This window comes from Streptomyces glomeratus, assembly GCF_021462825.1.
In the GTDB taxonomy this organism is placed as follows: domain Bacteria; phylum Actinomycetota; class Actinomycetes; order Streptomycetales; family Streptomycetaceae; genus Streptomyces; species Streptomyces glomeratus.
On record NZ_JAKEEB010000006.1, the window covers coordinates 79,673 to 104,214 of the forward strand.

Below are 24,542 nucleotides of genomic sequence, written 5' to 3' on the forward strand. Positions count from 1 at the left end.
ATGCCGCAGTTGGCACCGGACGATAGCAGGATCTCCCGCACGTCTTTATCCCGGCCCTACCCCTCACGACGTGGACCCTGTCTTCTCGGGCTTCTCGCTCTTCTGGGAGTCCGGGTCGATGTAGAAGATCTTGGCCTTCATATGCGCGCGCGCCTGCGCCGCCATCCATACGACCGTCGCGATCACGAGCGTGATCGCGAACACCTTGGGATCGAAGAGAGAAGTGCCCTTGAAGAGAGCCACGAAGATCAGGAGCAGCAGAAGCTGAGCGGTGTAGAGCATCAGCCCCATGGCCTGGAACAGCTGCGGGAGCGATTTCGCCGTCCGCTGCAGGACGTAGAGCCCGGCCCCCATGAAGACAAGGGCGAGCACCGTGCCGACGGCCGCACCCAGCGCTCCCTTGCCCCCCACGACCGCACCACCGACGGCGACGGCGATCACGCCGACGGCCGCTGTGGGCGCAGCGGTCTGCAGAAGGTTCCGGGCGTCATTGGACGGCATGGCGGCAACTCCGCTTACTGAAGGGGGCAGGGTGTCGTCATGGACGAGCGTAGTCCCGGGGCGAGTGGGAACCTCACGCCGAGGGGGCGTCCCAGAGGGACCTTCGGCTCTATCCCGGGTTCTCGTGAACGGTATCACAAACTATTTGATGCGGTCTTTACCTAGGGGGTGTGCCCACCATCACACATGAGAGTGAACCTGCGCGTCTGTGCAGGCAAGCAACCCACTTGTCTGGTATTGGGGCGCTATGCACCCCCACGAATTGGCAACGCGCTCGTCAGATTCTTACCTTGTGCGTCAGCGTGACGACTCGGCCCCACGCCGGTCCAGACGCGAACGGGCGCCGAGCGCGGTGGCCCCGTTGACACCCGAGACGCCCGCGGCGACCGGAGTGCGGCGCGGCTCCCCGGCCACCGGCTCACGCCCCTCCTCGCGCGAGGCGGCCGGCACCGGCCCTGCCGCCGTCCGGCGCCCGCGGCGGTAACGGGGCGGCACGAAGGACTCGGCCCAGCGCGGGGCGCGCGGAGTGAACCTCGGCAGCAGGAGCAGCACCAGGCCGACCGCGCTCAGGGCGACGATGCCGAGCACGATCCACAGGGACGCCGAGTTCACCGAGTAGGCCAGGGCGCCGAAGGCGATGAGCGCCGACCAGAAGTACATGATGAGTACGGCCCTGCTGTGCGAGTGCCCGATCTCCAGCAGCCGGTGGTGCAGATGGCCGCGGTCGGCGGCGAACGGCGACTGACCGCGCCAGGTACGGCGCACGATCGCCAGGATCAGGTCCGCGGCCGGGACCGCGATGATCGTCAGCGGGAGCAGCAGCGGGATGTACACCGGGACGGTCTGGTGCACCGTCGCACGCTCGGAACCGGAGAAGAGGTTCATCGCGTCCGGGTCCACCTGGCCGGTGACCGAGATGGCCCCCGCGGCGAGCACCAGCCCGATCAGCATCGACCCCGAGTCGCCCATGAAGATCCGTGCGGGGTGCATGTTGTGCGGCAGGAAGCCCAGGCACATGCCCATCAGAACGGCCGCGAACAGGGTCGCGGGAGCGGCGGCCTCCAGCCCGTAGCCGTACCAGATGCGGTACGCGTACATGAAGAACGCGGCGGCCGCGATGCACACCATGCCGGCGGCGAGGCCGTCGAGGCCGTCGACGAAGTTGACCGCGTTGATCGTGATGACGACCAGGGCGACGGTCAGCAGGGTGCCCTGCCACGGGGTGAGCGCGACCAGGCCCACACCCGGGACCGGCAGCCACAGGATGGTCAGACCCTGCATGACCATCACACCCGCGGCGATCATCTGGCCGCCCAGCTTGATCAGGGCGTCGATCTCGAACTTGTCGTCCAGGACGCCGATCAGCCAGATCAGCGCGGCACCGGAGAGCAGGGCCCGGGGCTCGTTCGACTTGGCGAAGACCTCGTTGAGGTTCTTGAGGTGGTCGGCGACCAGCAGGCCCGCGCACAGGCCGAAGAACATGGCGATACCGCCGAGCCGGGGAGTGGGCTCCCGGTGCACGTCCCGGGCCCGGATCTCCGGCATGGCTCCGGCCACGATCGCGAACTTCCGTACCGGCCCTGTCAGCAGATACGTCACCGCGGCCGTGATGCAGAGCGTCAGCAGGTATTCACGCACGGCTTCCCCACAAGTCTCGCTGGGCGTCCTCAGCCCCACACCCTAGCTTTGCGTGCATACGGTTGAGGACTCACGGGTAGCGACGATGGTTGCATGTGTGCCTGTGCACTCCGCTGCGCGTACCCCTCAGCGGCCGGGATACGGCGGAAATCCGTCGGTCAGCTCCCGCACTTCTTCACGAGCCCGCTTGGCGCTCGCCTCCTCGCGCAGCACCGCTGCGAAGAGAGCGGCGACACGCGCCATCTCCGCCTCGCGCATGCCCTGGGTGGTCAGAGCGGCGGTGCCCAGGCGCAGCCCGCGGGCGTCTCCGTGGGGCAGCGCGCAGGTGTCGAGGACCATCCCGGCCGCCGCGAGCCGCCCCCGGGCGGTACGGCCGTCGATCCCCAGCGGGGCGGGATCGACGGTCAGCAGGTGGGTGTCGGTGCCGCCGGTGATCACATGCAGCCCCTCGGCGGCCAGGCCGGCCGCGAGCATCCGCGCGTTGGCCACCACCTGGTGGGCGTACGCCCCGAAGTCCGTGGTCGCCGCCTCCCCGAACGCGACGGCCTTCGCGGCGATGCTGTTCATCTGGGCGCCGCCCTGGGTGAAGGGGAAGACGGCCCGGTCCACGCGTTCGGCCAGTTCGCCGCCGCACAGGATCATGCCACCGCGCGGGCCGCGCAGCACCTTGTGGGTGGTGGCGCAGACGACGTCGGCGAACGGCACCGGGCTGGGGGCCGCTCCCCCGGCGACCAGACCGATCGGGTGCGCGGCGTCGGCGATGAGGTACGCCCCCACCTCGTCGGCGACCTCCCGGAAGAAGGCGTAGTCGATGTGGCGCGGATAGGCGATCGACCCGCACACGATCGCCTTCGGGCGGTGGGTACGGGCCAGGGCGCGCACCTGCACATGGTCCATGAGCCCGGACTCCGCCTCGACCCCGTAGCCGACGAAGTCGAACCAGCGTCCGGAGAAGTTGGCGGGAGAGCCGTGCGTGAGGTGCCCGCCGTGCGGCAGTCCGAGGGCGAGCACGGTGTCGCCCGGTCTGAGCAGGGCGGCGTACGCGGCGAGCACCGCGGACGATCCCGAGTGCGACTGCACATTGGCGTGCTCGGCCCGGAACAGCGCCTTGGCCCGCTCCACGGCGATCCGCTCGGCGACGTCGACGATCTCGCAGCCGCCGTGGTGCCGGGCGCCGGGGTAGCCCTCGGCGTACTTGTTGACGAGGGGGGAGCCGAGGACCGCGAGCACCGCCGGGGAGGTGAAGTTCTCGGCGGCGCTGAGCTGCAGGGTCGTCGACTGCCGGGCGAGTTCCCCGAGGAGGATCTCGGCCAGCTCGGGGTCCTGCCGGTGCAGGACGTCGGCCTCGGTGGTGGAGGTGACCGCCATGGTGGGCTCCGGGGCTCCGGGCGTCGGGATGTACGTCCAATGTAGGCCCGCGCCCCTCGCGGCGCCCGGCCGCCACGGCCGCCGGAACACCCGGCGGGCGGCCCCGGCGGGCTCTCACCGGCGTCGGGTCAGGCCCGGGCGGGTACCCCCGTCAGGGCCGTCACCACCGGGTCCAGGGCCTGGTGGATCTCGTCCCCGATCGAACGGAAGAACGTCAGCGGCGCCCCGTACGGGTCGTACACCTCGTCGGCCTCCGCCGTCGGCGCCAGCAGCCAGCCGCGCAGGGCCGCGGCCGCCCGCACCAGGGCGCGGGCGCGTGCCACCACGCCGTCCTCCAGGGGCGGCAGCGTGGCCGGGTCTATCGCCCGGACGAGGCGGGTGAACTCCTTCAGCGTGAAGGTGCGCAGACCCGCCGAGTGCCCCATGGAGATGACCTGGGCCCGGTGGTCACGGGTCGCCGTCAGGACCAGGTCCGCACGGATGACGTGCTCGTCCAGCAGTTCACGGCCGACGAAGCCGGAGGCGTCCGCGCCGAACTCCGCGAGGATCGCCTCCGCGTTCGCCTCCATGGGCGCGCCCTCGTGGCCCCAGGTGCCGGCGCTCTCCACGATCAGCCCGCCCATGGCGCTGCCCCCGGCGAGACCGGGCGCGGGGCAGCCGAGCCGGTCCGCGAGAAAGTGCCGGGTCAGCCGCTCGGTGATCGGCGAACGGCACACGTTGCCGGTGCTGACGTGGAGGATGCGGAAGCTGTCACGGGGACCTCCCGGCGGTACCGGACTCCCCGTCCCGCCCCCGTTGCCTATGCCACGCCCCGCCGCGGGGGCTGTCAATTCGCCACCTCGAGGTCGGGTACGACCTTGCGCAGCTCCTCCGCCGACAGCGCTCCCTGGCGCAGCAGGACCGGCACCTTGCCCGTGACGTCGACGATCGACGACGGGACGTTGCCCGGGGTGGGGCCGCCGTCCAGATAGACGGAGACGGAGTCCCCGAGCATCTCCTGCGCGGCGTCGCAGGTCTCCGGCGACGGGTGGCCGGTGAGGTTCGCGGAGGACACGGCCATGGGACCGACCTCCGTCAGCAGCTCGATGGCGACCGGGTGCAGCGGCATGCGCACGGCGACGGTGCCACGGGTGTCCCCGAGGTCCCACTGCAACGACGGCTGATGGCGTGCGACCAGCGTGAGCGCGCCCGGCCAGAACGCGTCGACCAGCTCCCAGGCCATCTCGGAGAAGTCGGTGACGAGGCCGTGCAGGGTGTTCGGGGAGCCGATCAGGACAGGCGTGGGCATATTGCGGCCACGGCCCTTGGCCTGGAGAAGGTCGGCCACGGCCTCCGAGGAGAACGCGTCGGCGCCGATGCCGTACACGGTGTCGGTCGGCAGCACCACGAGTTCGCCACGGCGGACGGCGGACGCGGCCTCGCGCAGACCCGTCACGCGGTCGGTCGCGTCATTGGTGTCGTATCGCCGTGCCATGTCTAGAGGGCCTCCTCGTACACGTACTGCTGAGGGAAGAGATGGTGGGGCGCGCTCACGGCAGTGCCTTGCGGGCGGTCGCGAAGCGCGGGCGGTTGTTGAGGTCGGGATGGTCGGCCGCGTCGGCCCAGCCCCGCTCCTCGGTGAAGATCCACGGCACCTGGCCGCCCTGGGTGTCGGCGTGCTCGATGACGACGACGCCACCGGGGCGCAGCAGCCGGTGCGCGGTGCGTTCCAGGCCCCGGATGAGGTCGAGGCCGTCCTCGCCGGAGAACAGGGCCAGCTCGGGGTCGTAGTCCCGGGCCTCGGGGGCGACGTACTCCCATTCGGTCAGTGGGATGTACGGCGGGTTGGAGATCACGAGGTCGACCTGGCCGTCGAGGTCGGGGAACGCGGTCCGGGCGTCGCCCTGGCGCAGGTCGACTCTGGAGCCCTCCATGTTCTTGCGGGTCCACTGGAGCGCTTCCTCGCTCAGTTCCACGGCGTGCACGCGCGAGCGCGGCACTTCCTGGGCGAGGGCGAGCGCGATGGCGCCCGAGCCGGTGCACAGATCCACGATGAGCGGCTCGACGACGTCCATGGCACGTACGGCGTCTATGGCCCAGCCGACGACCGACTCGGTCTCCGGGCGGGGTACGAACACGCCGGGCCCCACCTGGAGTTCCAGGTAGCGGAAGTAGGCGCGCCCGGTGATGTGCTGGAGCGGCTCGCGGGCCTCGCGGCGGGCGATGACCTCCCAGTAGCGGGCGTCGAAGTCCGAGTCCTTGACGGAGTGCAGCTCGCCCCGCTTGACGCCGTGCACGAACGCGGCGAGCTCCTCCGCGTCGTTGCGCGGCGAGGGCACGCCGGCGTCGGCCAGCCGCTGGGTGGCCTGGGCCACCTCCGCGAGCAGCAGGTTCACGCTGGTCCTCCGGGGCTGAGCTGGTGTCCGGTGCTGGTGGGGGCCGCGCTGGTGCTTACGCGGCGGCGAGCTTGGCGGCCGAGTCGGCGTCGACGCACGCCTGGATCACCGCGTCGAGGTCGCCGTCCAGGACCTGGTCCAGGTTGTACGCCTTGAAGCCGACCCGGTGGTCCGAGATGCGGTTCTCGGGGAAGTTGTACGTGCGGATCTTCTCGGAGCGGTCGACGGTGCGGACCTGGCTGCGGCGCGCCGCGGCGGCCTCCTTCTCCGCCTCCTCCTGCGCCATGGCGAGCAGCCTGGAGCGCAGGATACGCATCGCCTGCTGCTTGTTCTGCAGCTGGCTCTTCTCGTTCTGGCAGGAGGCGACGACCCCGGTCGGCAGGTGCGTGATGCGTACGGCGGAGTCGGTCGTGTTGACGGACTGCCCGCCGGGGCCCGAGGAGCGGTAGACGTCGATGCGGAGGTCGTTCGGGTTGATCTCGACGTCGACCTCCTCCGCCTCCGGGGTGACCAGCACACCGGCCGCGGAGGTGTGGATTCGGCCCTGGGACTCCGTGGCGGGCACGCGCTGCACCCGGTGCACCCCGCCCTCGTACTTCAGGCGGGCCCACACGCCCTGGCCGGGCTCGGTCTGACCGCGGGTCTTCACGGCGACCTGGACGTCCTTGTAGCCGCCGAGCTCGGACTCGGTGGAGTCGATGATCTCGGTCTTCCAGCCGAGGCGCTCGGCGTACCGCAGGTACATGCGCAGCAGGTCGCCGGCGAACAGGGCCGACTCGTCGCCGCCCGCGCCCGCCTTGATCTCGAGGATGACGTCCTTGTCGTCGCTGGGGTCCCGCGGGATGAGCAGGAAGCGCAGCTTCTCGGTCAGCTCCTCGCGCTGCCGCTCCAGATCCTTGACCTCGGCGGCGAAGTCAGGGTCGTCGGCGGCCAGTTCGCGGGCGGTCTCGATGTCGTCGCCCGCCTGCTTCCAGGAGCGGTACGTGGCGACGATCGGGCTCAGCTCGGCGTAGCGCTTGTTGAGCCTGCGCGCGTTGGCCTGGTCGGCGTGGACCGACGGATCGGCGAGCTTCTTCTCCAGGTCGGCGTGTTCCCCGACCAGTTCCTCGACCGCCTCGAACATTCCGGCTCCCATGAGGTGTCCCGGCCCGGCGGGGGCGTGGGGACGTACGTACGACAATGTCTGGGCTGCACCGCAAAGCGCCGGTCCCGGCGCCCCCGTATCCGCACGGGAGCACCGGTGACCGGCGCTGTGGGCTCGCTACTTCTTGGCAGCGGCAGCCTTGCCGAAGCGGGCCTCGAAGCGGGCCACACGGCCACCGGTGTCGAGGATCTTCTGCTTGCCCGTGTAGAACGGGTGGCACTCGGAGCAGACCTCGGCCCGGATGCTTCCGGACTCGATCGTGCTGCGGGTGGTGAACGACGCGCCGCAGGTGCAGCTGACCTGCGTCTCGACGTACGTGGGGTGGATGTCGCGCTTCAAGGTGTCTCCTAGATTCGGGAGGGCTCCGGGTCGCAGCCGCGGGATGCGGAGGCGTGAACCGGGGCCGACGTACCAGTCTGCCAGGACTGGCCGCATCCCCCAAAACCGGGGGCACAGGTGATCTATTCCCCCGGAGGGGCCGGAGGGGTGGGAGGCCGAGGACACCGGCTCAGGACGCCGTCACGCGCCGGAGGGCACGGCTCAGGACGACGTGACGACGCCCGAGGGCACGCTCAGGACGACGTGACGACGCCGTCGGCCTGGCCGCTCGCCGTTCCCTTCGTCACGCCCGCCGGGATCGGCCGGTCGTTCTTCAGGGCGTCCCACACGAGCTGGGCCTTGGCCTTCTCCAGCAGGACGCGGTTGGGGTCCGCCGGGTCGTACCGGACCGGCACGGTGACCATGTTCATGTGGCTCGAGCTGATGTTCTTGAGCCCGCCTGCGAAGGACGCCAGGTCCTTGACGGAGCCCAGGTCGGAGTCGGTGGTGACGGTCTTGGTCGCGGTATCGGCGAGTTCCACCAGCTTGGTGGGGCTGGTCAGGACGCCGATCTGCTCGACCTGGGCGACCAGGGCCTTGACGAAGGCCTGCTGGAGCTGGATGCGGCCGAGGTCGGAGCCGTCGCCGACGCCGTGCCGCGTGCGGACCAGGCCGAGCGCCTGCCGGCCGTCGAGGGTGTGCGTGCCGGCCTTCAGGTCGAGGTGGCTGTCCTTGTCGGCGATGTCCTTGGTGGTGGTCACCCGCACGCCGCCGAGGTCGTCGATCAGCTTCTGGAATCCGGAGAAGTCCACCTCGAGGTAGTGGTCCATGCGGACCGTGGTGATGGCCTCGACGGTCTTCACGGCGCAGGCGGCGCCCCCGGTGGAGTACGCGGAGTTGAACATCACCCCGGAGGCCGCCGGGTGCACGGTGCCCTTGGTGTCGGTGCACTCGGGGCGGTCGACGAGGGTGTCGCGGGGGATCGAGACGACGGCGGCCTTCTTGTGGCCCTTGTAGAGGTGCACGATCATCGCCGTGTCGGAGCGGGCGCTGCCGTCGTCGGCGCCGCCGCCCAGCTTCTTGTTGCCGCCGGCGCGGGTGTCCGAGCCGAGGACGAGGATGTTCTCGGAGCCGTTGTCGACCTTGATGGGCCGGTGGGTGCCCAGTGCCTGGTTGATGTCGACGCTCTTGAGGTTGTCGTTGAGCTTGAAGTACAGGAAGCCGACGCCGGTGCCGCCCAGCACCAGGATGCCCCCGGCGGTCCAGGCAGTGACGAGGAGGGCCGTGCGTCCCTTCCCGCGCGGCTTGCGGCGGCGGCCCTTCGCCCGGCGGCGCGGGCCCGTCGCGGCGGCCTCGTCGGCTATGCCGGCGTCCGGTGTGCTCTCGGCAGGCATGTGCTCCCTCAGTCCTCGTCCGGTCGGCTACCCCCTGTTCGGGTGAAGACTCCCGTCGCTCCATGGTCACTCCGTTTCGAACAGACGGAGAAACCGGGGACAGGGTTGCACAACTCGCCCCGGTCGGTACGTACAGGGACGAACGCACTGAGTCACTACGAATCCGGGAAGAAGCCGTTTCACCTGGGCATTCGTCCGCGGCCGGGTGGCCCCGGAGGGCCCTGACCGGCTCCCGGGCCTGTGGCGAAGGTCTCGGCTGCGGCCGTTCCCGCAGCCGCGCCGCGCGCCGGCAGCCGCCCAGGCACCCCGCACCGGGCCCCGGCGAACGCGAAGGGCCGCTCCCCCGGGGTGCGGGGGAAGCGGCCCTTCGCATGGCGCATGCGGTCCTCGGACGAGGTCAGTCGCCGTTCGGCGTCGGCGTCGTCTTCTGGATCTGCATCAGGAACTCGACGTTCGACTTGGTCTGCTTCATCTTGTCGAGCAGCAGCTCGATCGCCTGCTGCTGGTCGAGCGCGTGCAGCACCCGGCGCAGCTTCCAGACGACGTTCAGCTCCTCGGCGCCGAGCAGGATCTCCTCCTTGCGGGTACCGGACGCGTCCACGTCCACCGCCGGGAAGATGCGCTTGTCGGCGAGCTTCCGGTCGAGCTTGAGCTCCATGTTGCCGGTGCCCTTGAACTCCTCGAAGATCACCTCGTCCATGCGCGAGCCGGTGTCGACCAGCGCGGTGGCGAGAATCGTCAGGGAGCCGCCGTCCTCGATGTTCCGCGCGGCGCCGAAGAAGCGCTTCGGCGGGTAGAGCGCGGTGGAGTCGACACCACCGGACAGGATGCGTCCGGAGGCGGGCGCGGCGAGGTTGTACGCACGGCCCAGACGCGTGATCGAGTCGAGCAGCACGACGACGTCGTGGCCCAGCTCCACCAGGCGCTTGGCGCGCTCGATGGCCAGCTCCGCGACCGTGGTGTGGTCCTCGGCCGGGCGGTCGAAGGTCGAGGAGATGACCTCGCCCTTGACCGACCGCTGCATGTCGGTGACCTCTTCCGGACGCTCGTCGACGAGGACGACCATCAGGTGGCACTCGGGGTTGTTGTGCGTGATCGCGTTGGCGATCGCCTGCATGATCATGGTCTTGCCGGTCTTCGGCGGGGCCACGATCAGACCGCGCTGGCCCTTACCGATCGGCGACACCAGGTCGATGATGCGGGTGGTGAGGACGCCGGGGTCGGTCTCCAGACGCAGGCGGTCCTGCGGGTACAGCGGGGTGAGCTTGTTGAACTCCGGGCGGCCGCGGCCGTGTTCGGGCGCCATGCCGTTGACGGAGTCCAGGCGGACCAGCGCGTTGAACTTCTCGCGCCGCTCGCCGTCCTTGGGCTGGCGGACCGCGCCGGTGATGTGGTCACCCTTGCGCAGGCCGTTCTTGCGGACCTGGGCCAGGGAGACGTACACGTCGTTCGGGCCCGGCAGATAGCCCGACGTACGGATGAAGGCGTAGTTGTCGAGGATGTCCAGGATGCCCGCGACGGGGATCAGGACGTCGTCCTCGGTGACCTGCGGCTCGGCGATGTCGTCGCGGCCACGGCGGCCACGGCGGTCGCGGTAGCGCCCGCGGCGGCCACGGCGCCCGCCGTCGAAGTCGTCGCCGTCCTCGTCGGCCCGCTGGCGGTCCTGACGGCCGCCGCCCTGCTGCTGGGTCTGCTGCTGACGCTGCTGGCCGCCCTGGCCCTGCTGGTCGTCGCCCTTGCCGCGGCGGTCGCGGTCGCGGCCGCGCTCGCGGCGGTCACGGCGGCGGCCCTCGCCGCCGTCACCGGCGGTGCCCTGCTGCTCGGACTCGGAGGACTTGGCATCGCCCTGCGCCTGCTGGACCGAGGCGGCCGGGGTCTCGGCCTTCGACTCGCCCTTGGCCTCGGCCGCGACCGTCTCGGGGCTGCCGGCCTCGGCGGTGGCGCGGCGCCGGCGGCGCTCGGCCGGAGCACCGTCACCGGCTCCCTGGCCGGGAATCTCGATCTGCTGCTGGGCCACGGACTGCTCGGCAGCCTTCTCGGCGGGCTCGGCCGCGGCGCCGTCGTCGCCGGTACGGGCCCGGGAGGTGGACCGGCGCTTCGGCTTGGCCTCGGTGGTGGCCTCGGCCTTGGCCGGGGCGCCGCCGGAGGCCTGGGCCTCCTTGATGACCTCGATCAGCTGGCTCTTGCGCATCCGCGCGGTGCCCCTGATGCCGAGGCCGGATGCGACCTGCTGCAGCTCGGCCAGCACCATGCCCTCGAGGCCGGTACCGCGGCGCCGCCGGGAGCCGGCACCGGTGGCAGGCGCGGAGGCGTCCGTGGCGGGCGCGGCAGCGGTCTCCTCGACACGTGCGCCCATCAGATCGGTGGTGTCGCTCACGAAGGGTCCTTCCCTGGAGCGGACGTCGGCCTGTCTGGCTCGGCGACCGGTTGTGCTGTCCGGCTTCGGCCCCGTGTGGGGGAACCGTGCCGGGGCGGTGGTCCGCCAAAGCGGCGGAGGAAATATCTGGTGATTGGCGTTTCCCTGCGCCGTGACACCCGGTTTTGTGTCACGCGGCTCGGTCACGCCGATTCCGGAGCGTGCTCGGCAAACAGCTCAGTGTTCGCGTACGACATACCGCTCACATACGTGATACGGAACACAGCGCGGCTTGGGAAGCTCCCGGAAGAAGGGTTGTCCCGGACGGGGACACGAAGCACCTCGCCATGGCGGGCTCGGGTGCAGACTTGAGGTTAACACTACCGGATCCAACAAACATTCCCCCTCTCGAAATCCGGCGACCGTGTGTCAGGGCGCAAGCGGCAGCACGCTCGCTCCCTGGCTGTCCAGCTCCAGCCGGTTGGCGGCCCAGCCCTCGCCCGCCAGATCGGCCACCTTGTCGGCGCTCGCGCCGTCGGCCAGCGCCAGGACGGTGGGTCCCGCGCCGGAGATCACCGCGGGGATCCCGTCGGCCCGCAACCGCTCCACGAGCGCGGCGCTCTCGGGCATCGCCGGGGCGCGGTACTCCTGGTGGAGACGGTCTTCGGTGGCCGGCAGCAGCAGCTCGGGGCGCCGGGTCAGGGCCTCGACGAGCAGGGCGGCGCGGCCCGCGTTGGTTGCGGCGTCGACGTGCGGCACGGAGCGCGGGAGCAGTCCGCGCGCGGTCTCGGTCAGTACCGGCTTTCCCGGCACGAAAACCACCGGAACGATGGAATCTGCGGGGTCCATGCGGATCGCCCTGGCGGCGCCGCGGTCCATCCAGGACAGGGTGAAACCGCCGAGGAGACAGGCCGCGACGTTGTCCGGGTGACCCTCGATCTCGGTGGCGAGTTCCAGCAGCCCTATGTCGTCGAGGCGGCCGTCACCGCCTATCGTCACGGCGCGGGCGGCGACGATGCCGGCGCAGATGGCGGCGGAGGAGGAGCCGAGGCCACGGCCGTGCGGAATGCGGTTGGCGCAGACGATCTCCAGCCCGCGGGGCTGCCCGCCGAGCACGTCGAAGGCGGCGCGCAGGGACCGTACGAGCAGGTGGCTCTCGTCCCGCGGGAGCGTCTCGCCGCCCTCACCCGCGATGTCGATGTGCAGCCCGGAGTCGGCCACCCGGACGACGACGTCGTCGTAGAGCCCCAGCGCGAGACCGAGGGCGTCGAAGCCCGGTCCGAGGTTGGCACTGGTGGCGGGGACGCGCACCCGGACGGCGGCGGCGCGGAACGCTGGACCGGCCATCGCTCGATGACTCTCCTTGAGCTGCGTGATGGTCGAACGAATTCGAGGCGTACGGAAAACCCGGAGGCCGTGGGGATGGCGCGGCACCGCGGCATATGCGGCGGGCGGGTTGAGTACAGCCTATCGAAGGAAGGTTCTGTGGCGACATAGGGCGCACGGGAGGCGCACGATGCGTGTCGTAAGCCCCCCGTGCCCCCTCTGCCGTCTGCTCCTACGAGGGTTCTGCCCCGTGGGCGGCCGGGTTACGCGGGATACGGAGCCCGGGGCGCCGCGTCACACGAGCCCGAGCCGCTCGGCCGCCGTCGCGGCGTCGACGGGGACGGTGACCGGCTGCGGGGCGCCGGCGACGGCCCAGTCGGGGTCCTTGAGCCCGTTGCCGGTGACCGTGCACACGATCCGCTGCCCGGGGTCGACCTTGCCCTGCTCCGCGGCCTTCAGCAGACCGGCGACGGACGCGGCGGACGCGGGCTCGACGAACACACCCTCCTGCGCGGCCAACAGCCGGTAGGCGCGCAGGATCTCACGGTCCGTCACCTCGTCGATGAGGCCGCCCGACTCGTCCCTCGCCGCCAGGGCGTGACTCCAGGACGCCGGGTTGCCGATACGGATCGCGGTGGCGATGGTCGAGGGGTCCTTGACCACCTCGCCGCGCACGATCGGGGCCGAACCGGACGCCTGGAAGCCCCACATGCGCGGGGTCCGGCCGGCGACGCCGTCGGCGGCGTACTCCCGGTAGCCCTTCCAGTAGGCGGTGATGTTGCCGGCGTTGCCGACCGGCAGGACATGGATGTCGGGGGCGTCGCCGAGCATGTCCACGATCTCGAAGGCCGCTGTCTTCTGACCCTCGATACGCACCGGATTGACCGAATTGACCAGTGCCACAGGGTAGTTGTCGGAGAGCTCCCGCGCGAGGGTGAGACAGTCGTCGAAGTTGCCGTCGACCTGGAGGATCTTCGCGCCGTGCACAAGGGCCTGCCCCATCTTGCCGAGCGCGATCTTGCCCTGCGGCACGAGCACGGCCGACACCATCCCGGCGCGTACGGCGTAGGCGGCGGCCGAGGCGGAGGTGTTGCCGGTGGAGGCACAGATGACGGCCTTGGCGCCCTCCTCCTTGGCCTTGCTGATGGCCATGGTCATGCCCCGGTCCTTGAAGGATCCGGTGGGGTTGGCACCTTCCACCTTCAGGTGGACCTCGCAGCCCGTGCGCTCGGAGAGCACCTGCGCGGGCACGAGCGGCGTACCGCCCTCACGGAGCGTGACGACCGGCGTGCTGTCCGACACCGGCAGCCGATCCCGGTACTCCTCGATGATTCCGCGCCACTGGTGGGTCATTGCTGCTTACTCTCCTTCAACCCGCATGATGCTGGCGACACCCCGCACGGTGTCGAGCTTGCGCAGCGCCTCGACGGTCCCGCTGAGCGAGGCGTCGGACGCACGATGGGTGACGACGACAAGGGAGGCCTCCCCGTCCTTGCCCTGCTGCCGAACCGTGTCGATCGACACGTCATGCTCGGCGAAGACGGTGGCGACCTGGGCGAGAACACCCGGTTTGTCGGCAACGTCGAGGCTGATGTGGTAGCGCGTGACCACGTCGCCCATGGGCGACACCGGCAGAGCGGCGTAGGCGGACTCACCGGGTCCGGTGGCTCCGCTGAGCCGGTTGCGGCACACGGCGACCAGATCGCCGAGAACTGCGGACGCGGTCGGCGCGCCACCGGCACCGGGCCCGTAGAACATCAGCTGCCCCGCGGCGTCCGACTCGACGAAGACGGCGTTGTACGCGCCGCGCACGGAGGCGAGCGGGTGGGTCAGCGGAATCATGGCGGGATGCACGCGCGCGGTGACCGAGTCCCCGTCCGCGGCGCGCTCGCAGATGGCGAGCAGCTTGATGGTGCAGCCCATCTCCTTCGCCGAGGCGAAGTCGGCCGCGGTGACCTCGGTCATGCCCTCGCGGTACACGTCGTCGAGGCGCACGCGCGTGTGGAAGGCGATCCCGGCGAGGATGGCGGCCTTGGCGGCCGCGTCGAAACCCTCGACGTCGGCGGTGGGGTCGGCCTCCGCGTACCCGAGGGCGGTGGCCTCGTCGAGGGCCTCCTGATACCCGGCCCCCGTGGAGTCCATCTTGTCGAGGATGAAGTTGGTGGTGCCGTTGACGATCCCGAGCACCCGGTTGACCTTGTCACCGGCGAGGGACTCGCGCAGCGGCCGGATCAGCGGGATCGCGCCGGCGACGGCGGCCTCGTAGTAGAGGTCCCTGCCGTTCTCCTCCGCCGCAGCGTGGAGGGCGGCGCCGTCCTGGGCGAGCAGCGCCTTGTTCGCCGACACGACCGAGGCGCCGTGCTCGAAGGCGGTCGTGATCAGGGTCCTGGCGGGCTCGATGCCCCCGATGACCTCGACGACGACGTCGAGGTCGCCCCGTTTGACGAGGGCGGTGGCGTCGGTGGTGACCAGATCGGCGGGAACCCCCTCCCGCACCTTGGAGGGCCTCCTGACCGCGACCCCCGCCAGCTCGACGGGGGCCCCGATCCGGGCCGCGAGGTCGTCGGCGTGCGTCGTCATGATGCGCGCCACCTCTGAGCCGACAACCCCACAGCCCAGCAGCGCCACCTTCAGCGGACGCGTACGCATCATCCGACCTCGTTTCCTCATGCGGTCTACGGTTGGACCAGTCTCACCCACCGGACGGGACTTTCTTCCCTTTGTCCGGATCCTGAGACATCTGTTTCATCTTGTCAGCGCCGGAAGACAGGAGATCTTCCGTCGGGCTTCGGTGCGCTGCCCGGCCCCTTCCTCCGGGCGCTGCCCGGCCCCTTCCTCAGGGACGGGGGCGTCACCCCCCATCCAGGGCGGGGCGTCACCCCACATCGAGCCGGAGAAGATCCTCCTCCGTCTCCCGCCGGACGATCACCCGGGCCTGTCCGTCGTTCACGGCGACGACGGGCGGGCGCAGCGCGTGGTTGTAGTTGCTGGCCATGGAGCGGCAGTACGCGCCGGTGGCCGGTACGGCGATGAGGTCCCCCGGCGCCAGATCGGCGGGCAGGAAGGCGTCCTTGACCACGATGTCCCCGCTCTCGCAGTGCTTGCCGACGACACGGGCCAGCATCGGCTCCGCGTCGGAGGTGCGGGAGGCCAGGGCGACGCTGTACTCGGCGTCGTAGAGCGCGGTGCGGATGTTGTCGGACATACCGCCGTCGACGGAGACGTAGGTGCGCAGCCCCTCGAGCGGCTTGATGGTTCCGACCTCGTACAGCGTGAAGGCGGTCGGCCCCACGATCGCGCGCCCGGGCTCGACGGAGATGCGCGGGGTACGCAGCCGGGCCGCGTCGCACTCGCGGGAGACGATCTCGGTCAGCGCCTTGGCGATCTCGTGCGGCTCACGGGGATCGTCGTCACTGGTGTACGCGATACCGAGCCCGCCCCCGAGGTCGATCTCGGGCAGTTCGATGCCGTGCTCGTCGCGAACGTCCCTCAGCAGGCCCACCACCCGGTGGGCGGCGACCTCGAACCCGGACGTGTCGAAGATCTGCGACCCGATGTGGCTGTGGATGCCGACGAGCTCCAGCCCGTCGAGCTGGAGCGCGCGGCGCACGGCCTCGGCGGCCTGGCCGTCCGCCAGCGGGATGCCGAACTTCTGGTCCTCGTGGGCGGTGGCGATGAACTCGTGGGTGTGCGCCTCGACACCGACGGTCACTCGGATCTGCACCCGCTGCCGCTTCCCGAGGGACGAGGCGATGTGCGCGACCCGCACGATCTCCTGGAAGGAGTCGAGGACGATCCGCCCGACACCGCTCTCGACGGCCTTGGTGATCTCCTCGGCGGACTTGTTGTTCCCGTGGAAGGCGATGCGCTCGGCGGGCATACCACCGGCGAGCGCGGTGGCGAGCTCACCGCCGGAGCACACATCGAGGTTGAGCCCCTCCTCGTGCAGCCAGCGCACGACGGCACGGGACAGGAACGCCTTCCCGGCGTAGAACACGTCCGCGTCCGGCCCGAAGGCGGTGCGCCAGGCGCGCGCCCGGGCCCGGAAGTCGGCCTCGTCGAGGAAGTAGGCGGGGGTGCCGAACTGCTCGGCAAGCGTCTTCACATCGATCCCGCCGACGGTGACGACCCCGTGGCCGTCCCGGGTGACGGTCTGCGCCCACACCTTGGGATCGAGGGCGTTGAGGTCGGCGGGCGGCGCGGAGTAGTGGCCCTCGGGCAGGACGTCGGCGTGGCGGGGCCCGGCGGGATGTGCGGAACGGCTCATGTCGGTCTGGGCTCTCTCGGGGTCTCAGAGGTAGTCGGGTGCGCTGATGCCGAGCAGGGACAGGCCGCCGGCCAGCACCGTCCCGGCGGCTTCGGCGAGGGCGAGCCGGGCACGGTGGGCGGCCGAGGGTTTCTCGTCGCCGAGCGGGAGCACGGTGTGCTGGAAGGCGAGCAGCCCGTCGGCAACGGCCACGAGATGCCGCGCGAGCCGATCGGGAGCGCGGTGGGCCGCCGCCTGGGTGAGGGCGTTGGGGTATCCGGCGAGGGCGCGCGTCAGGGGTACCGCGTCGGGTACCTCACCGGGGACCGCCTCGAATCCGAGCCGTCCGGCGTTACGGCCGAGGGCACGGGCGCGGGCGTGGGCATAGCGAACACGGAAGAGCGGATTGCTCTCCCGCTGGAGCAGATGATCGGCGGTGATCCGGGGCCGGTCGTGCGGGGCGGGGTACAACAGCGCCCAGCGGGCGGCATCGGGCCCGAGCGGCGCGGGGTCCTCCGGAGCGGGAACCGGCCGCAGGTCGACGGCTTCACCGGGCCGAGCGTGGTGAACCTCGGCGCGACCGCCCTGGGTGGCGATGATCCGCACGAGCGTGTCGGCGACCACCTCGGCCCGGATGTCGTAGGGGATGCGCAGGGGGATGAGCTGGGCGGTGAGGGTGGGGGTGTGGCCGTAGGGGGTGTGGCTGGGGTTGCTGCTGTGGCCGCTGGGGCTGTCGGCGCTGTTGCTGTTGTTGCCGTTGCTGTTGGGGCGGTTGCCGTCGGCGCTGTGGTCACCTGGGATGCCGGTGCTGTCGGTGCTGTCGGCGTCGGCGGGAAGGCCGTGCCCTCGGTCGCGGCCTCGTTCGTGCCCTTCGTGCCCTTCGTGCCCTTCGTGCCCTCGGTCGAGGATCTCCCGGACGAGTGCGGTGGTGGCGGTGGCCCGTTCGAGGTGGATGTTGAGGAAGCCCGGCCCGGTGATCTCGACATCGGCGACCCCGGCGGTGTCCCGGAGACGGGGCCGAAGTATCTCGGCGACATCGAGGGCCGCCCGCCCGGCGGGACGGGCCAGCTGAAGCGCGATGTTGGTGGCGTAGTCCCCCCGGCCACCCGGCCCGGGCGGAGTGACCACGGCACGCGCAGGCACGGCCACCCTCAGTTCCCCGTCCTCCACAGCACGACGCACCGCGCGCAGCACGGTACGGGAGAGCTCAACGGGGGTCACGGGACAAGGGTAGGGGAGGGAGGGGGTGTGTACGCGAGCCGGTTTGGGGAGGTCCCGGCATGTGGACGGAGGCGGCCGACCGTCGCCGGCCCATGCCCCCGACCGAAGGGCCCCGGCGACTCACTCGGGAAGCCCTCAACTGCCGGCCGCAGACCCCAACTGCCCCAGATATCCCGCAGACCCCCCTGACCCCACCGACCCCATTGACCCTGCTGACCCCGCCTGACCGACGTGCAGCCCGTCACTTGTGCCGCTGTCGCCACTGTCGTGCGTACCACCGCTACCACTGCCACTGCCGATGTGACCATTGATCCCAGAATGGCCACTGAAACCATCGTGACAATCGTGACCGGGGTGATAGCCACTCCCCCGACCACGACGCTCCATCAGCTCCATGACGACCTGCACGAGTTCCGACGGCTCGAAGGGCTTGGCGAGAAACGCGTCCACACCGACGTCGAGACCACTCTCGACCTCGTGCTGGGTACAGGCGCTGATGATGGCGAGGGGCAGACCACGGGTCCTGGGGTCGGAACGCAGCAGGGCGGCGGTCCGCAACCCGTCGAGCCGCGGCATGACGACATCCAGAGTGACGACATCGGGCCGCACCTGATGGACGACGTCCAGACACTCGGCACCGTCGGCCGCGGTCACGACCTCGAGACCCTCCAGCTCGAGGTTGACCCTGATCAGCTGCCGGATGACCTTGTTGTCGTCCACAACAAGAACCCGGCCGGACGCCCCTGGCACAACTCGAGAGTAGGTCCGCCCACACGACCGCGTCCGGCTTTTCCCCACTTCCACCCCCCTGCGGGGGACCCGAGCACGACGGTCCCCCCCGAGGGAAACCGTTCATGAACACCCCGAAAGAGCTGGTAGGGTTCTACCCGTCACCGCGAACACCGCGGAACACGCCCCCGTAGCTCAGGGGATAGAGCAACGGCCTCCGGAGCCGTGTGCGCAGGTTCGAATCCTGCCGGGGGCACTCGCCCAGGATCAGCAGAAAACAGGCGCTGACCAGAGCGGATGCTGACAGAAGAGGGCGGGAGTCAGTCTCACTGACTCCCGCCCTTTCTCGTTGTCTCTCAGCATTCGCGACACACCTCCGACACATTCAGATGACGACCCAAGGCGAGCAGGCCGGCCACCCAGACCTACATCTAGCGCACCCGATGTCCGACACGTCTCGCGAAGCGAGGGAGCGAACGGCGGGAGCCGGGAGCAGGCTGGATGGTGGAGGTGGACTGCCGTGGCGCACAACGAAGCCGTCTCGCCCCTCGCGGATGCTGCAGCATTCGGAGCTCTGTTCCACGAATCCCCTACCGGCCTGCTGATCTTGGACACGGAACTGCGGATACTTCGGATCAACGTCAACAGGCCGGTTCTGCACGAAGCGCCCCCTGTACAGATCACGGGCCGACACCTCACCGACGTATACGACCTTTCCGCACCCGGTGAGGTGCTGGCGATGCTGCACGGGGTGCTGGAGAGCGGCACTCCCGCACGGGGGCAATTGGTGGGGGTGCGTCCGAAGAGCGCGCCGGGGCCGGAGTCCCTGTTCTCCGTTTCGGTATCTCGCCTGGAGGACTCGCAGGGGAGGATCTTGGGGGTGTTGGTGGAGATGCTCGATGTCACCGAACGCGAAAAGACGCGAGCCCGCGTGCGCGTCTTCGGCTCGGTGCGCGAGCACGTGGGACAGACCCTCGACGTGGTGGCCACCTGCGAGGAACTGGTGCAGGAGGTGGTGCCGGACTTCGCCGACATCGCCGTGGTGGAAGTGGTGGACGCAGTGATACGTGGCGAGGACCCTCCGCCGAGTCCTCTGGGACGGGAGGTGCCACTGCGCCGTACCGCCTTCGGCCACAGCGGCGGCGACGAGCAGATGCACGCACATCCGGTGGGTGACGTGCGCGCTCTGCCGTTCCCGACGCCCTACGCCCAGACGCTGGCCGACCTCAAGCCCCGCCTTGTCACCCTGGGCCCCGACACACCCTGGCTGGCAGCCGTCCCGAAGCGCGGCAAGGCGATCCGCGCATCCGATGCCCACAGCCTGATCACCGCACCCCTGACGCTGCGTGGAACCGTGCTGGGGCTGCTCAGCCTGTACCGCACCGACCAGGCCGACCTCTACGACAACGGCGACGTCACCCTCGCCCTCGCAATCGCCGCTCACACCGCGCTGTGCATCGACAACGCCCGCCGCTACACCCGCGAACACACCATCGCCATGACAATCCAGCGCCACGTGCTGCTCCCCCGCCCGGCGTCGCAGACCACGGTGGAGACCGCGCACCTGCACGTGCCCTCCGAGGTGGGCGGAGGCGGCGGGTACGACACCTTCGCCCTGTCCGGCGCACGCACCGCGCTGGAGGTCGGCGAAGTCGTCGGCCAGGGCATCCACGCGGCCACCACCCTGGGCCAGATGCGGACCGCCTACCACTCCCTGGCCGCGCTCGACCTGGAGCCCGACGAGCTCCTCGCACGCCTCAACGACACCGCCATCGGCCTGGCCCAGGAACGCGCAGCTCTGCCGCCCGGCGACCGCATGCCGCTCAGGGGAAGCTGCGCGTACGCGGTCTACGACCCGCTCGCCCAGACCTGCACCATCGCCCTGGCCGGCCACCCCCCACCCGTCATCGCCCATCCCGACGGAAGGACCGAGATCCCCGACCTGTCCGCCGGACCCCCTCTGGGCAGTGCCGAGGGACCCCCCTTCGCCGCCACCACGATCCCTGTCGCCGACGGCAGCGTCCTCGCCTTCTACACCGCATCCCTCCTGCACACCTCCCCGTCCACGGACACCCTCCAACGGGTGCTGGCCCACCCTGACCGGCCACTGCAGGATCTATGCGATGACGTGCTCTACCGGCTGCGGAACGACACCCGCCACGGTGACGTCTTCCTGCTCCTCGCCCGCACCCACCCATTCCCCGCCGACCAGGTCGCCACGTGGCAGCTCGACAACCACCCCCAAGCTGTCGCCACGGCGCGCGCTCGCGCCCAACAGCAGATCGCCCTTTGGGGAGTGGATGAGGAAACCGCCTACACCACCGAAATGATCGTCAGTGAACTGGTCACCAACGCCGTCCGCTACGGCACCTCGCCGCTGCGGTTGCGGCTCATCAAGGACCGCACACTCACCTGCGAAGTCCACGATGGCAATCCCCTAGCGCCGCGGTTGCGCCACGCGAAGACGGTCGACGAAGGCGGGCGCGGCCTTTTCATTGTCGCCCAACTCGCGCAGAACTGGGGTGTCCGCTACTCCCTCGACGGCAAGACGGTCTGGGCCGAGCAGATTCTATAACCCAATCAACCAGCGCGTGAGGCAGGTCGAGTGCGTCAAATCCCGCACTCATAGCTAGACAAAGAGCCCGATAACCCAGTGACAAGACTCGCTACAGGGGCCCCAATATCTCCAACAATGTTGGCCGTATGCGCGAGTACGCCGCCAAGCGTTTCGGGCATACTCTTTCGCGGCCTCGTCAGCAGACGGCAGATCTCGGCCGGGGCACACGTTTGCGAGAGGACCCGGAAAAACCCGCTCCATCTCGGGCACAGCTCACTACACCCCCCACGCTGAAGCCGTTGACCAAGTAACGGAGAAGTCCGGCCGTGCCGTGTGGGGTCTCCCCCGGACCGACCCGGGAGGCCGTCGTCAGCGGCGCGCGGCCCACACCTCGCTGTTCAGGAAGTGGTTATCGTAGAGGTCCTGGACCTCCAGCAGACTTTCCGGTCCGACCTCGCCCAGGCGGATGCGCTGGATGTGGCGGAAGTACTCGAAGCGCTCGACACCCGGGGTGATCACTACGAGGATGTCGGCGCCGGTGCCGGGGGCAGCGGCGAAGGCATGCGGCTCGCCCGGCGGGATGACGACGAGGTCGCCGCGTTCCGCGGTGACGACGTCGTCGCCGGAGAGAAGCTCGGCGGCGCCGTCCAGCAGGAAGAACATCTCCGCGGAGTGCCGGTGCAGATGCGGCGGGGCTCCGTCGGTGCCCGCCGCGAGGGTGACCCGCACAGTCGACAGCGCCCCGCCGCACGCGCTGCTGTCGGCCAGCAGTCTGAAGACAGCGTCGGGGTCGTCTTCGATCGTCTCGGCCTCCGCCGCACGGACGATCACGGACGAGTCGAACTTCGGTACGAACAGCGACATTTCCATACCTCCTTGCGACCGTCACCAACAGGCTTGGGGCGCGCTCCGTTAGTGCGTCACGTCAAGGCGGACGACCGCGCCTATCTCGACGAGCTGGTCGGGCAGCGCGAGGTCGGACACGCCCATGACGGTGCTGGTGGGCCGGTGGTCGCCGCAGTAAGCGGCGTGCAGCCTGGCGAGGGTGTCGAAGTTCTCCCGCAGGTGCAGGGCCAGGACGGTGGTCTCGACGATCTGGTTGCGGGTGGCACCGAAGTGCTTCAGCACCCGGTCGAGGTTTTCGAAAGTCGTCCTCACCTGGAGCTCGAAGTCTCCCACCCCTACGAAGGCCCCGGTGCTGTCGTGCGACACCTGCCCGGAGACATAGAGCGTGTCGCCGACTTGTACGGCCTGGCTGTACCCGTAATGGGCTTCCCACGGCATACCGAAGCCGAGTTCCCTGGATCGAACAGTCACGATTCTCTCCCGAATAGTCGACCGAACCATTCCGGGCTCATGCAATTTACTTCGCAGCGGAGGTAACGTTCGCCCGCATCAGCGACCCGCCGTACGGCCTGTGACTCGTACAGATAGCACCCCAGACCAGGGTGTCTCCTGCCGGCAACCTCCGCATCCGGGGCCGTGGCGGTCAGGAACAGGAAGAGCGTGCCCACGGCAGCAGTCTCACCGTGGAAGACCCGGAAGGGTGGGTAGGGGCAACGCTCAAAGGAGCCCGCCCCTGGTAATCGGTGCCTTCACCGCCGCAGTCCCAGACCAGTCGACGGCCGGCCCGGGCAGTCAAGACTGACGTCACGTCGCCCTGACCTGCTCGCGGCTGCGGCCCAGGGTGCGCCGAGCCCCTCGTTGGCGTCCGGGTAGATCACTGCGGGGTCAGCGATTCCACCGACCTGGGAAGGGCCTGGAACACCGCTGCGTAGGTAGGTCTCGGCCGTCTCAGTTTCCGTCTCGTTCACCGCCGTACGCAGCCCTCCAGGGCCGTTCACCCCGCCCCTGCGGGCACAACTTCCGTACGGATCTGAACTCCCGCGACCAAGCCCGAATGGCGCCCTGACCAGCCCGGACAAACCCTTACAGGGCGTCGCCGTCGTCTTCCAGCGCTGTCATAATCTTCGCGTTGGCAGCTTCCTCATGGCCGTCGATGCAGCCGTGATACCGGCGATGGATCATCTCTGGAGAGTTACCCACCCGACGGGCCACCTCGGCTATCGGCACCCCCGCGTTCAGCCACCGTGTGATGCACGCGTGCCGCAGGTCGTACGGGCGACCGGCCAACGGCGAGGCGATGCGATCGGGCGGGAGCGCGTACTCCCGCGCTTCCTCCCATACCCGCCAGTAGGTAGATGATCCGACCACTCCCCCGCGCTCGTTGCCGAACACGCGCCCTTCCTTCGCGGTCCCGAACTCCTTCAGGTGGGCCCGGAGGATGGCGACCAGGACCGGCGGGATGGGCACCGGGCGGTCGCTGGTTGCCTCCCGCGCCTTCAGTCCACGGCGGTCGTGTCGCTCGCCTGAGTCGGTCCACTGCTTGCCGGAGACGGGGCGTGTCTCCCGCAGCGTGAGCGTGCCCCAACCCATTTCCGGCAGGTGGCAGTCAGACCGCCTCAGCCCGACCGCCTCAGCGGGCCTCAAGCCCGCGTAGTACAGGACCGCGTAGAAAGCCGCCAGGCGCCGCCCGCGGCAGCGATCCCATGACCCGACGTAGGAGACAGCAGTGAGCAACTGCCGGGCCTGTACGGCGTTCACGAGGACGCGGCGGTCCACCACCTCATTAGAGCCGACGTGTTTCCGGCGGGCGCGCTGAAGGGGGTTCTCCGGGAGCTCCCCCACGACCACGGCGTGTTCAAGAGCGGTGTTCAGAATGCGGCGCCGCCGCTTGTACGTGTCGCCCGCGGCCGGAGTGCCGTCCAGCTTGTAGCTGAGGCGGTACAGCACATCCTCGAACACCTCGGGATCGGCCAGATCACCCAACGGCCGGTCGGCCGTCGTGACCCAGTCGTATGCGGCCTTGAGTTCGGCCGGCGGGTCCTCGCCCTCGTTCGCGGGCACGATCCCCCAGCGGAAGGCCAGCCGAAGGGTCTCGTCGTCGGGAGCGTCGTCCCCGCGCTTGACCATAGCGAGCGTCACAGCCGCAAGACCGTCCGCCATGCCCTCACGGGTCTTGGCCGCAGCCGTACGCCACCGCCCGGCCACGTACTTCCGGCAGAACTCGAACCATCGCACCGGCGGTTCGGCGTCTGCTGCCTCGGCAGCTTCGGCCACCGCGCGCACCTCGGACTCTGGCAGTCCCGATTCGATCTCGAACGCTTCACCGCGCCGGTTCATGGCCTGCCACAGCTCAGAGCGGCGGCTCTCCGCGAGAGCTGACGTGGTAAACGTGTCGCCGTGCACCCGCCCGGCGACGCCCACCTGAGCCGCCACGGACGGGACTTGCGTCCGGTCTTGGACACCTTCCACAGCTTGACATCGAAGGAGTAGCCCGGCCGGGCCGACCCGCGGGGGCGCCCGGTC

At 69.9% G+C, this 24,542-nt stretch carries 19 protein-coding genes, 1 tRNA gene and 1 pseudogene; 2 read left to right on the forward strand and 19 right to left on the reverse strand.

The genetic code is table 11. The annotated features are described in order from the left end of the window. Positions 1 to 63: 63 nt before the first annotated feature. From LZ604_RS09380 to LZ604_RS09455, 16 genes and pseudogenes are all read right to left on the reverse strand, one after another. Positions 64 to 501 (reverse strand): Cg1360 family ATP-synthase-associated protein, encoded by a 438-nt coding sequence (locus tag LZ604_RS09380; RefSeq protein ID WP_234514093.1) that lies wholly within the window; start codon positions 499 to 501, stop codon positions 64 to 66. Between the two features lie 297 nt (positions 502 to 798). Then, the gene (locus LZ604_RS09385) at positions 799 to 2,139 is read right to left on the reverse strand and encodes an MraY family glycosyltransferase (protein WP_234514094.1); all 1,341 of its coding nucleotides are present in this window, start codon (positions 2,137 to 2,139) and stop codon (positions 799 to 801) included. A 126-nt stretch (positions 2,140 to 2,265) separates the two neighbouring features. Beyond that, entirely contained in the window at positions 2,266 to 3,507 is a 1,242-nt protein-coding gene (glyA, locus tag LZ604_RS09390) for a serine hydroxymethyltransferase (RefSeq protein WP_234514095.1), read from the reverse strand. Positions 3,508 to 3,635: 128 nt separating this feature from the next. After that, positions 3,636 to 4,337 carry an arsenate reductase/protein-tyrosine-phosphatase family protein gene (locus tag LZ604_RS09395; protein ID WP_234514096.1) on the reverse strand — a complete coding sequence of 234 codons (702 nt, stop codon included), beginning with the start codon at positions 4,335 to 4,337 and terminating at the stop codon, positions 3,636 to 3,638. Further along, positions 4,334 to 4,981, reverse strand: coding sequence for an L-threonylcarbamoyladenylate synthase (locus tag LZ604_RS09400; RefSeq protein ID WP_234514098.1), 648 nt, complete (start codon positions 4,979 to 4,981; stop codon positions 4,334 to 4,336). The genes LZ604_RS09395 and LZ604_RS09400 overlap by 4 nt, the downstream gene beginning before the upstream one ends. A gap of 55 nt (positions 4,982 to 5,036) precedes the next feature. Next, a complete protein-coding gene (prmC, locus tag LZ604_RS09405; RefSeq protein WP_234514099.1) occupies positions 5,037 to 5,882 on the reverse strand; it encodes a peptide chain release factor N(5)-glutamine methyltransferase in 846 nt (281 codons plus the stop codon). Positions 5,883 to 5,937: 55 nt separating this feature from the next. After that, positions 5,938 to 7,005 carry a peptide chain release factor 1 gene (gene prfA / locus LZ604_RS09410; protein WP_234514341.1) on the reverse strand — a complete coding sequence of 356 codons (1,068 nt, stop codon included), beginning with the start codon at positions 7,003 to 7,005 and terminating at the stop codon, positions 5,938 to 5,940. A 138-nt stretch (positions 7,006 to 7,143) separates the two neighbouring features. Continuing rightward, on the reverse strand, positions 7,144 to 7,365 hold the full coding sequence (gene rpmE, locus LZ604_RS09415) for a 50S ribosomal protein L31 (protein WP_234514100.1): 222 nt from the start codon (positions 7,363 to 7,365) through the stop codon (positions 7,144 to 7,146). Between the two features lie 233 nt (positions 7,366 to 7,598). Beyond that, complete coding sequence (locus LZ604_RS09420; protein WP_234514101.1) at positions 7,599 to 8,738, reverse strand: LCP family protein; 1,140 nt, start codon at positions 8,736 to 8,738, stop codon at positions 7,599 to 7,601. Between the two features lie 397 nt (positions 8,739 to 9,135). After that, positions 9,136 to 11,115 (reverse strand): transcription termination factor Rho, encoded by a 1,980-nt coding sequence (gene rho, locus LZ604_RS09425; protein WP_234514102.1) that lies wholly within the window; start codon positions 11,113 to 11,115, stop codon positions 9,136 to 9,138. Between the two features lie 408 nt (positions 11,116 to 11,523). Beyond that, positions 11,524 to 12,441, reverse strand: a complete 918-nt coding sequence (gene thrB, locus LZ604_RS09430; protein WP_234514103.1) for a homoserine kinase — start codon at positions 12,439 to 12,441, stop codon at positions 11,524 to 11,526. 273 nt (positions 12,442 to 12,714) lie between these two features. After that, complete coding sequence (thrC, locus tag LZ604_RS09435; protein WP_234514104.1) at positions 12,715 to 13,773, reverse strand: threonine synthase; 1,059 nt, start codon at positions 13,771 to 13,773, stop codon at positions 12,715 to 12,717. A gap of 6 nt (positions 13,774 to 13,779) precedes the next feature. Beyond that, positions 13,780 to 15,072: a homoserine dehydrogenase gene (locus LZ604_RS09440; RefSeq protein WP_234514105.1), complete on the reverse strand. Its 1,293-nt coding sequence runs from the start codon at positions 15,070 to 15,072 to the stop codon at positions 13,780 to 13,782. A gap of 223 nt (positions 15,073 to 15,295) precedes the next feature. Next, positions 15,296 to 16,687 carry a diaminopimelate decarboxylase gene (lysA, locus tag LZ604_RS09445; RefSeq protein WP_234514106.1) on the reverse strand — a complete coding sequence of 464 codons (1,392 nt, stop codon included), beginning with the start codon at positions 16,685 to 16,687 and terminating at the stop codon, positions 15,296 to 15,298. Between the two features lie 24 nt (positions 16,688 to 16,711). After that, entirely contained in the window at positions 16,712 to 17,887 is a 1,176-nt protein-coding gene (gene nrtL / locus LZ604_RS09450; protein WP_234514107.1) for an ArgS-related anticodon-binding protein NrtL, read from the reverse strand. Between the two features lie 369 nt (positions 17,888 to 18,256). After that, positions 18,257 to 18,685: pseudogene (locus LZ604_RS09455) on the reverse strand (response regulator); the annotation flags it as partial. Positions 18,686 to 18,800: 115 nt separating this feature from the next. Here LZ604_RS09455 and LZ604_RS09460 point away from each other — a divergent pair. Further along, positions 18,801 to 18,872, forward strand: a tRNA-Arg gene (locus LZ604_RS09460). 264 nt (positions 18,873 to 19,136) lie between these two features. Further along, a complete protein-coding gene (locus tag LZ604_RS09465) occupies positions 19,137 to 21,191 on the forward strand; it encodes a SpoIIE family protein phosphatase (RefSeq protein WP_234514108.1) in 2,055 nt (684 codons plus the stop codon). 351 nt (positions 21,192 to 21,542) lie between these two features. Here the strand turns inward: LZ604_RS09465 and LZ604_RS09470 are convergent, their stop codons facing one another. The 3 genes from LZ604_RS09470 to LZ604_RS09480 all read right to left on the reverse strand — a co-directional run bounded on the left by LZ604_RS09470 (position 21,543) and on the right by LZ604_RS09480 (position 24,440). Further along, positions 21,543 to 22,037, reverse strand: coding sequence for a cupin domain-containing protein (locus LZ604_RS09470; RefSeq protein ID WP_234514109.1), 495 nt, complete (start codon positions 22,035 to 22,037; stop codon positions 21,543 to 21,545). Positions 22,038 to 22,085: 48 nt separating this feature from the next. Beyond that, positions 22,086 to 22,490, reverse strand: coding sequence for a RidA family protein (locus LZ604_RS09475; protein WP_234514110.1), 405 nt, complete (start codon positions 22,488 to 22,490; stop codon positions 22,086 to 22,088). Between the two features lie 612 nt (positions 22,491 to 23,102). Further along, positions 23,103 to 24,440: a tyrosine-type recombinase/integrase gene (locus LZ604_RS09480; protein WP_234514111.1), complete on the reverse strand. Its 1,338-nt coding sequence runs from the start codon at positions 24,438 to 24,440 to the stop codon at positions 23,103 to 23,105. Between the last annotated feature and the right edge of the window lie 102 nt (positions 24,441 to 24,542).

Excerpts from the sequence above, each read along its gene's own strand:
- LZ604_RS09380 (WP_234514093.1), bottom strand. The coding sequence starts at position 501 with ATGCCGTCCAATGACGCCCGGAACCTTCTGCAGACCGCTGCGCCCACA.
- glyA (WP_234514095.1), bottom strand. The coding sequence starts at position 3,507 with ATGGCGGTCACCTCCACCACCGAGGCCGACGTCCTGCACCGGCAGGAC.
- LZ604_RS09400 (WP_234514098.1), bottom strand. The coding sequence starts at position 4,981 with ATGGCACGGCGATACGACACCAATGACGCGACCGACCGCGTGACGGGT.
- prfA (WP_234514341.1), bottom strand. The coding sequence starts at position 7,005 with ATGTTCGAGGCGGTCGAGGAACTGGTCGGGGAACACGCCGACCTGGAG.
- LZ604_RS09420 (WP_234514101.1), bottom strand. The coding sequence starts at position 8,738 with ATGCCTGCCGAGAGCACACCGGACGCCGGCATAGCCGACGAGGCCGCC.
- thrB (WP_234514103.1), bottom strand. The coding sequence starts at position 12,441 with ATGGCCGGTCCAGCGTTCCGCGCCGCCGCCGTCCGGGTGCGCGTCCCC.
- thrC (WP_234514104.1), bottom strand. The coding sequence starts at position 13,773 with ATGACCCACCAGTGGCGCGGAATCATCGAGGAGTACCGGGATCGGCTG.
- LZ604_RS09440 (WP_234514105.1), bottom strand. The coding sequence starts at position 15,072 with ATGATGCGTACGCGTCCGCTGAAGGTGGCGCTGCTGGGCTGTGGGGTT.
- lysA (WP_234514106.1), bottom strand. The coding sequence starts at position 16,687 with ATGAGCCGTTCCGCACATCCCGCCGGGCCCCGCCACGCCGACGTCCTG.
- LZ604_RS09470 (WP_234514109.1), bottom strand. The coding sequence starts at position 22,037 with ATGTCGCTGTTCGTACCGAAGTTCGACTCGTCCGTGATCGTCCGTGCG.